The sequence below is a fragment of the Paenarthrobacter sp. CM16 genome, assembly GCF_013179505.1.
Lineage (GTDB): Bacteria > Actinomycetota > Actinomycetes > Actinomycetales > Micrococcaceae > Arthrobacter.
Genome location: NZ_JABMCX010000264.1, coordinates 1 through 6,520, shown reverse-complemented (window position 1 = coordinate 6,520; position 6,520 = coordinate 1). Strand labels below are relative to the sequence as shown.

The 6,520-nt window shown below is 62.9% G+C and carries 7 protein-coding genes; 5 read left to right on the top strand and 2 right to left on the bottom strand.

The annotated features are described in order from the left end of the window. Window positions 1-190: 190 nt before the first annotated feature. The 5 genes from purU to HP499_RS18970 all read left to right on the top strand — a co-directional run bounded on the left by purU (window position 191) and on the right by HP499_RS18970 (window position 3,529). A complete protein-coding gene (gene purU / locus HP499_RS18990) occupies window positions 191-1,042 on the top strand; it encodes a formyltetrahydrofolate deformylase (protein ID WP_172325725.1) in 852 nt (283 codons plus the stop codon). 21 nt (window positions 1,043-1,063) lie between these two features. Further along, window positions 1,064-1,732 carry a class I SAM-dependent methyltransferase gene (locus tag HP499_RS18985; RefSeq protein ID WP_172325724.1) on the top strand — a complete coding sequence of 223 codons (669 nt, stop codon included), beginning with the start codon at window positions 1,064-1,066 and terminating at the stop codon, window positions 1,730-1,732. 69 nt (window positions 1,733-1,801) lie between these two features. Beyond that, window positions 1,802-2,323, top strand: a complete 522-nt coding sequence (locus HP499_RS18980; RefSeq protein ID WP_172325723.1) for a gamma carbonic anhydrase family protein — start codon at window positions 1,802-1,804, stop codon at window positions 2,321-2,323. Window positions 2,324-2,435: 112 nt separating this feature from the next. Next, window positions 2,436-2,822 (top strand): PadR family transcriptional regulator, encoded by a 387-nt coding sequence (locus HP499_RS18975; protein ID WP_172325722.1) that lies wholly within the window; start codon window positions 2,436-2,438, stop codon window positions 2,820-2,822. Beyond that, entirely contained in the window at window positions 2,819-3,529 is a 711-nt protein-coding gene (locus HP499_RS18970) for a hypothetical protein (RefSeq protein ID WP_172325721.1), read from the top strand. The genes HP499_RS18975 and HP499_RS18970 overlap by 4 nt, the downstream gene beginning before the upstream one ends. Before the next feature lie 79 nt (window positions 3,530-3,608). Here the strand turns inward: HP499_RS18970 and HP499_RS18965 are convergent, their stop codons facing one another. Next, a complete protein-coding gene (locus HP499_RS18965; protein ID WP_172325720.1) occupies window positions 3,609-5,312 on the bottom strand; it encodes an NAD(P)/FAD-dependent oxidoreductase in 1,704 nt (567 codons plus the stop codon). Next, window positions 5,309-6,520: amino acid permease (locus HP499_RS18960; protein WP_172325719.1), on the bottom strand; the 1,212-nt coding region annotated here is incomplete at its 5' end. The genes HP499_RS18965 and HP499_RS18960, both read right to left, overlap by 4 nt.

The following is a 6,520-nucleotide window of genomic DNA, read 5'->3' as shown; positions in this document are numbered from 1 at the left end:
CCCGCGTCCCCTTGGTTACAGCCCTTGATGCGGCAGGGATCGGTCACGTGCGTGCAGCGGTAAGACATGACCCTCGGCCCAGGCGTACGATCCGTGGTCTTCATGATTGCCGCTCCCTGGTGGTAGTCCACCCAACGCCAGTTGCGACCCGTTAACAGTACAACAACGCAGCACAGGTAGGCTTGATCGTGTGACTGACTCCACCGCTTTCGTTGTAACGCTCTCCTGCCCTGACCGTCCCGGCATTGTCCACGCGGTAGCCGGAGCACTTCTCGAGGCCGGCTGCAATATTGCCGACTCCCAGCAGTACGGAAGCCCCAGCACCGGCAACTTCTTCATGCGCGTGGAGGCATCGACGTCGTCCTCGCAAGAGGATCTCGCCGCTGCCCTGCAGCCGGTGGCCGAATCCTTCGGCATGACGTGGCAGATCAACCCCGTGGGTGAAAAGGTCCGCACCATCATCCTGTGCTCCAAGGATGCGCACTGCCTGAATGACCTGTTGTTCCAGCAGCGGAGCGGCACTTTGCCCATCGAAGTCCCGGCTATCGTGTCCAACCACCGCGATCTCGAGCCATTGGCGGAGTTTTACGGCATCCCGTTCCATCACATCCCGGTGACCGCCGAGACCAAGCCACAGGCTGAGGCGGAGCTGCTGAAGCTGATCGCCGAACACGATGTGGAACTCACCGTCCTTGCCCGCTACATGCAGGTCCTTTCCAACGATCTGTGCACGGAGTTGAACGGCAAGGCCATCAACATCCACCACTCCTTCCTCCCCTCGTTCAAGGGCGCCAAGCCGTACCACCAAGCACACGCCCGCGGTGTGAAAATCATCGGTGCCACTGCCCACTACGTGACGGCAGACCTCGACGAGGGCCCGATCATCGAGCAGGAAGTCATCCGCGTTGACCACGCGCGCACCGCTGCCCAGTTCGTCCAGATGGGCCGCGACGTCGAAGGCCGCACGTTGGCCCAGGCGGTCCAGTGGCACGCCGAACACCGGGTGCTCCTTGATGGCACCCGGACCGTGGTGTTCAACTAACACCGCTCCTATGCTGGGGATATGCGGGGCATCCCTCACGCCGAGCACGAGGCTGATTTGGCGGCCTACTACGACCGTCAAGCGCCTGTCCGGAACACCCGCGCGCTCACGCCACACCGGGTGGAGTGCCGGGAATGGTTCGTTAGCCTTCTGAAATCCGAGCACCGTCACTCGGTGTTCGAGCTCGGTTGCGGCACGGGCGTTGAGGGCTTGGAGTTTGTCCGCGCCGGATTGCACTACACCGGGGTGGACTTGTCCTCTGGAAGCGTCCATCTGGCGCGCTCGGCCGGATTGGAAGCCACGGTTGCCAGCGGCCGCGGCCTGCCCTTCCCGGATGCTGCCTTCTCAGCGGCATGGACCATGAGCACCCTGCTCCACGTCCCCAACAGCGGAATTCACGACGTCGTCAGCGAACTTGTGCGGGTCACCTCACCTGGTGCGCCAATCGCCGTCGGGCTCTGGTCAGGTGAGGATGATGAGGTCCTGAACCCGGAAGACCTTGAGGAACCGCGACGTTTCTTCAGTCGCCGGAGCGATGACACCGTGCTCAGGATTTTCGGTGAGCATGGCTCGGTTGAGCATTTCCGGACGTGGCCTGAGGGTGTGGGCGTGGAATCAGGGCCGGGAGCGGGAAACTGGTCCCAGCACTACCAATTCCTGGTCCTCCGCACCCTGGCCCCAACTAGGTAACAGCAAACGTCCCACTGACGGCCCATAGCGACGTTTGCTGTTACCCAGTTGGGAAATAAGCTGGGCAGCATGGCTCCTTCTTACACCTTCGCCGGGGACACCCCGGCCATCCATGAATCCGCCTTCGTGGCACCCACGGCTTCCATTATCGGCAAAGCGACGTTGGCCGAGGACTCCAGTGCTTTTTATGGCGTCTCCGTCCGTGCCGATACGGCCGCAATCAGTGTGGGCGCAGGCTCCAACCTCCAGGACAACGTAGTCCTCCACGCAGATCCCGGCTTCCCCTGCAAGGTAGGCGAGCGCGTCTCCGTGGGGCACAGCGCTGTAGTCCACGGCTGCACTGTGGAGGACGACTGCCTGATCGGCATGAGCGCAACCATCCTCAACGGCGCAGTGATCGGCACGGGCTCGCTGATTGCCGCCGGCGCCGTGGTGTTGGAGGGCACCGTCATTCCCCCGCGCTCCTTGGTGGCCGGGGTACCGGCGAAGGTCCGCCGGGCACTCACCGATGAAGAGTTCGAGGGTGTGAAGCACAACGCCGCCCATTACAAGGAGCTCGCGGCAGCGCACCGGGAAATGCACGCCTCTTAACGCGTAATGCGAGGCCCGCTCTGCGCCCTAATCTGAAGTTTTGGGATGCAGAGCGGGCCTCTCATCATTTAAGTAGCTTTACAGACCAACTACTTAGAGTGACAATATAGTCATGACTGTTTCCCCTCTTGGGTCCTCGTCGCCTGAAGGCGCTGATTGGCCAAGTGACTGGCTGCGGGCGACCCTGGGCTTCCTCGCGCTGCATGCCCTCTCGGCCGGACCCTCCTACGGTTACGCGATCATCAATGAACTTGAACGCCACGGGTTCGGCACTATCAAAGGTGGCACCCTCTACCCGCTCCTCACGCGCTACGAGGCCGCAGGCATGGTGACTACGGAATGGCGGGCAGGGGACGGCGGACCGGGCAGAAAGTACTTCGCGCTCACAGACAGCGGGCGCTCCGAAATGGACCGGCTCGCCTCAGACTGGCGGCGGTTCACCGCACTCAGCAATTTCTACCTTGACGACGGACAGCCTACGAAGGGGATCACCACATGATGCAGGAAACCGCCGACAAAAAATGGTTTGACGAACTCACCTTGGAGCTTCGTTTGCGCCAGGTACCCGGGGACGCGATCGGTGACACTGTGGCCAGCGTCCGCGAACTCCTCGCCGATACAGGGCAGCATGCTGAGGAGGCGTTCGGGCCTGCCCGCAGTTACGCAGCCGAGCTGGAACTTCCAACCGCACCGAAACATGAATGGGTCAAGAAGGCACTTTGGCCAGCCCAGCTGGGTCTCCTGGCTTTCCTGCTCTTCAACCAGGCAGTGGTGCCCTGGGTCCGGTCCGAGGTGATGCTTGTTTCGCCGGCACAGGCAGCTTTTCTGGCAACACCACTTGTGATCGTTGCTCTCCTGCCGCTGTATCTCACGGCGGCAGTCCGCCGCATCTGGGTGCTCATAGCCCTTGTTGCCATATGCGTGATGTCAGGGCTCCTCTCCGGAATCGCAGCCCCAACCCGTCGGGCGGATGCGTGGCTGGAACTGAGCCCTCTCCCCTGGCTCGTAGGCAGCGCCGCCATCATGGTGATTCTTTCGATCTATAACACCGTCCGGGGCCTCGGTGCCGGCGACGAGATCGTCGACCCTCGCGCCGACACCCCACGCAGCACCGGGGTGCTTACGGGAGTATTCGCGCTCATCTCCAATTGGCTCTTCCCGATCTTCGCGCTGGCCATGCTCGGACTCGCTGTAGCGCTCAGCTAAGTAAACGCCAATTGCGAGGCCCGCTCTGCTTCCTAACTTGGGGGTTTGGGACGCAGAGCGGGCCTCGCAACGTAAAGGACTAGTCCAGGGAAATCGGGCCGAGCTCGTCCAGGAGGTCGCCCGGCCCGGGGTTTGAGGCAACGGAGGAACCACCCAGGTGGTTCACCACTCCCCACACGGCGTTGAGGCCTGTGGTCACAGCGCCCTCGGCCCAGCCCGCGGTGAACGAAACGTCGTCGCCGGCGAGGAAGATGCCGCGCTGGTGCTCCGGCAGCTGGTCCTGCTTGAAGTGCGTGAACAGGCGCTGCTGGTAGCGGTAGTGCCCGGGCAGGTTGGCTTTGAAGGCCCCCATGAAGTTGGGGTCGGCTTCCCAGGACACGGTGATCGGCTGTCCGATGATGTGGCTCGCAATGTCTACGCCCGGGTAGATCTGTTCCAGGGAGTGCAGCATGAGCTTCACTCGCTCGTCCGCCGTCAGCGCAAGCCACTTCAGGGCGTCGTCGTTCCATGTGTAGGACAGGAGCATCACCGCGGGCTTGTCCGGACCGTCGTCGAGCAAGTACGTGGCCCGGTTGAGGCGGTCGGTGAGCGTCATGGACAGGACTTCGCGTCCGGTTTCGGGATCGATGTCCTTCCAGAACGGCCGGTCTACCATGACGAACGTCTTGGAAGACTGCATGTAGTGCGAGCGCTCGATCGCCGTCCACAGTTCTGCCGGGAACAGCGCTTCCTCAGTGTGGATACGGGTGGACAGCAGCCAGGACTGGCAGGTGGTCACCACGGCCTGGTAGGTGGCTTCGCGCCCCCAGTTTTCGCGGACCAGGAGGTCGCCGTTCTCAGCGCGGCGGATGTTGTCCACGGCTCCGCGTGGCGAACCGCTGTGCAGTGATGACAGCGAGGTGCCTTCCGGCCAGTACTTAAGGCCCGACGGCGCGTGGTTCCACAGTGCCTCGGGGAGCCTTTGCGCTCCTCCCGCTATGGAACGGTGCTGGTCATCGGCATCCGTGTAGACCACGCGGAGGATTTCCAGGATGGAGTTGGGGAAGTCCGTATCCCAGCCGCCCGTGCCGAAGCCCACTTGGCCGAATGCCTCGCGGTGCGCGAAGCCTGCCTCCTTGAAGGACTTGCTGGCGGCGATGAAGCCGTAAAAGGTTTGCTCGTCCAGCTCCGGGAGGAGTGCGTTCCAGAGTTCCTTGATGCGCTTGGTGTCGCGGGCCTTGATGGCTTCCTGCATCTGGGCGAAGGCGGCACCATCGTTGACGGCCGCTTTCCAGGCATCGGCTACTTCGAGGAAGAACTCCGGAAGTTCGTCGGCCGTGGTGGCGTAGTGCTTCTTGCCGGCGAGTTCGATCACCGTGGAGGACGTGGCCGGCGCCATGGGGTTGGGGAACTCGTTGGTATCCAGGCCCAGCAGATCCACGTAGTGGTAGAACGCCTTGCCGGAGACGGGGAATCGCATGCCGCCAAGATCTGCCACCACGCCGGGAGCCGAGGGGAAGCTGGCAGTACGGAGACGTCCGCCGATCTGGTCGGCCTCGTAGATGACGGGTTTGAGGCCCAGCTTCATCAACTCGTAGGCGGTGACCAGGCCGGAGAGACCGGCGCCGATGATGGCCACTTCGGTCCCGTACAGCTCTTCCGGGACTGAGCCCAGCCCATCGGGGTGGGCCAGGTAATGGTCGTAGCTGAACGGGAAGTCCGGGTTCAGCATGGTGATGGGGGCTCCGGCTCCGGCCGGCGCTCCGGGTTCGTCGACCAGGGGGAGTTCGGTGGCGATGGTCATGATTTTGCTGCTTTCACAGATTCCGGGCTCACTGCCCTGGTGGTTAGTTCACGGTAGTCCTGCTCGCTGAGTGCGGCTACCTTTGAGTTCCGGCGTCCGTAGCCGAAGTAGATGGCGACGCCCACCAGCATCCAGATACCGAAGGTGATCCAAGTATCGGCGCCGAGGTTGAGCATCAGGTAGGCACACATCAGGGTGCCCAGGATTGGTGTGATGGGGTACAGCGGGACCCGGAAGCTGCGATCCAGGTCGGGCCGGTTGCGTCGCAGGTAGATGACTGCCACATTGACCAAGGCGAAGGCAAAGAGTGTGCCGATGCTGGTGGCGTCCGCCAGTGCACCGAGCGGAACCAAGCCGGCGGTGAGGGCGACGGCGGTCCCGATGATCAGCGTTCCGGCCACCGGTGTGCCGGTGCGGCGGGATACGCGGCCAAAGACTTTGGGCACCATGCCATCGCGGGACATGGAAAGCATGATGCGGGTCTGGCCGTAGAGAACTGTCAGCACGATGCTTGCGATTGCCAGCACAGCACCGATGGAGAAGACCAAGGCAATCCACGGCTGGCCAGTGATCTCGTGCAGGATCTGTACCAGTGCAGCTTCCGTGCCGTCGAACCAACCCCACGGGCGGGCGCCGATGGCTGCAACCGCAACCAGGACGTAGATGGTGGTGACGATGACCATGGAGAGCATGATGGCCCGGGGAAGGTCGCGCTTGGGGTTCCTGGCTTCCTCGCCTGCCGTGGAGGCTGCGTCGAAACCGATGTAAGAGAAGAAGACGCTGGATGCGGCGGCAGAAACACCAGCGGCGCCCATCGGCAGCAGCGGCTCGAAGTTGCCGGCGTTGAAGGCGGTGAAGGCCACAGCGCAGAAGAAGATCAGGATGCCCACCTTGACGATGACAATCGCAGTGTTGATCCATGCACTCTCGCGGGCTCCGCGGACCAAGAGGATCATGGCCAGGACCACGATCACCATGGCCGGCACGTTCACCAGGCCGCCATCCCCCGGCGGCTGGCTCATCGCGTCCGGCAGGAACTGGCCAAACGCGGCGAGTGTCTCGTTCACATACTGGCCGGCGCCCACGGCAACGGCCGCCACTGAGACGGCGTACTCCAGCACCAGGCACCAGCCGCAAATCCATGCCATACCCTCGCCCATGGTGGCGTAAGAGTACGAGTAACTGGAGCCGGCTACCGGAACCAGCCC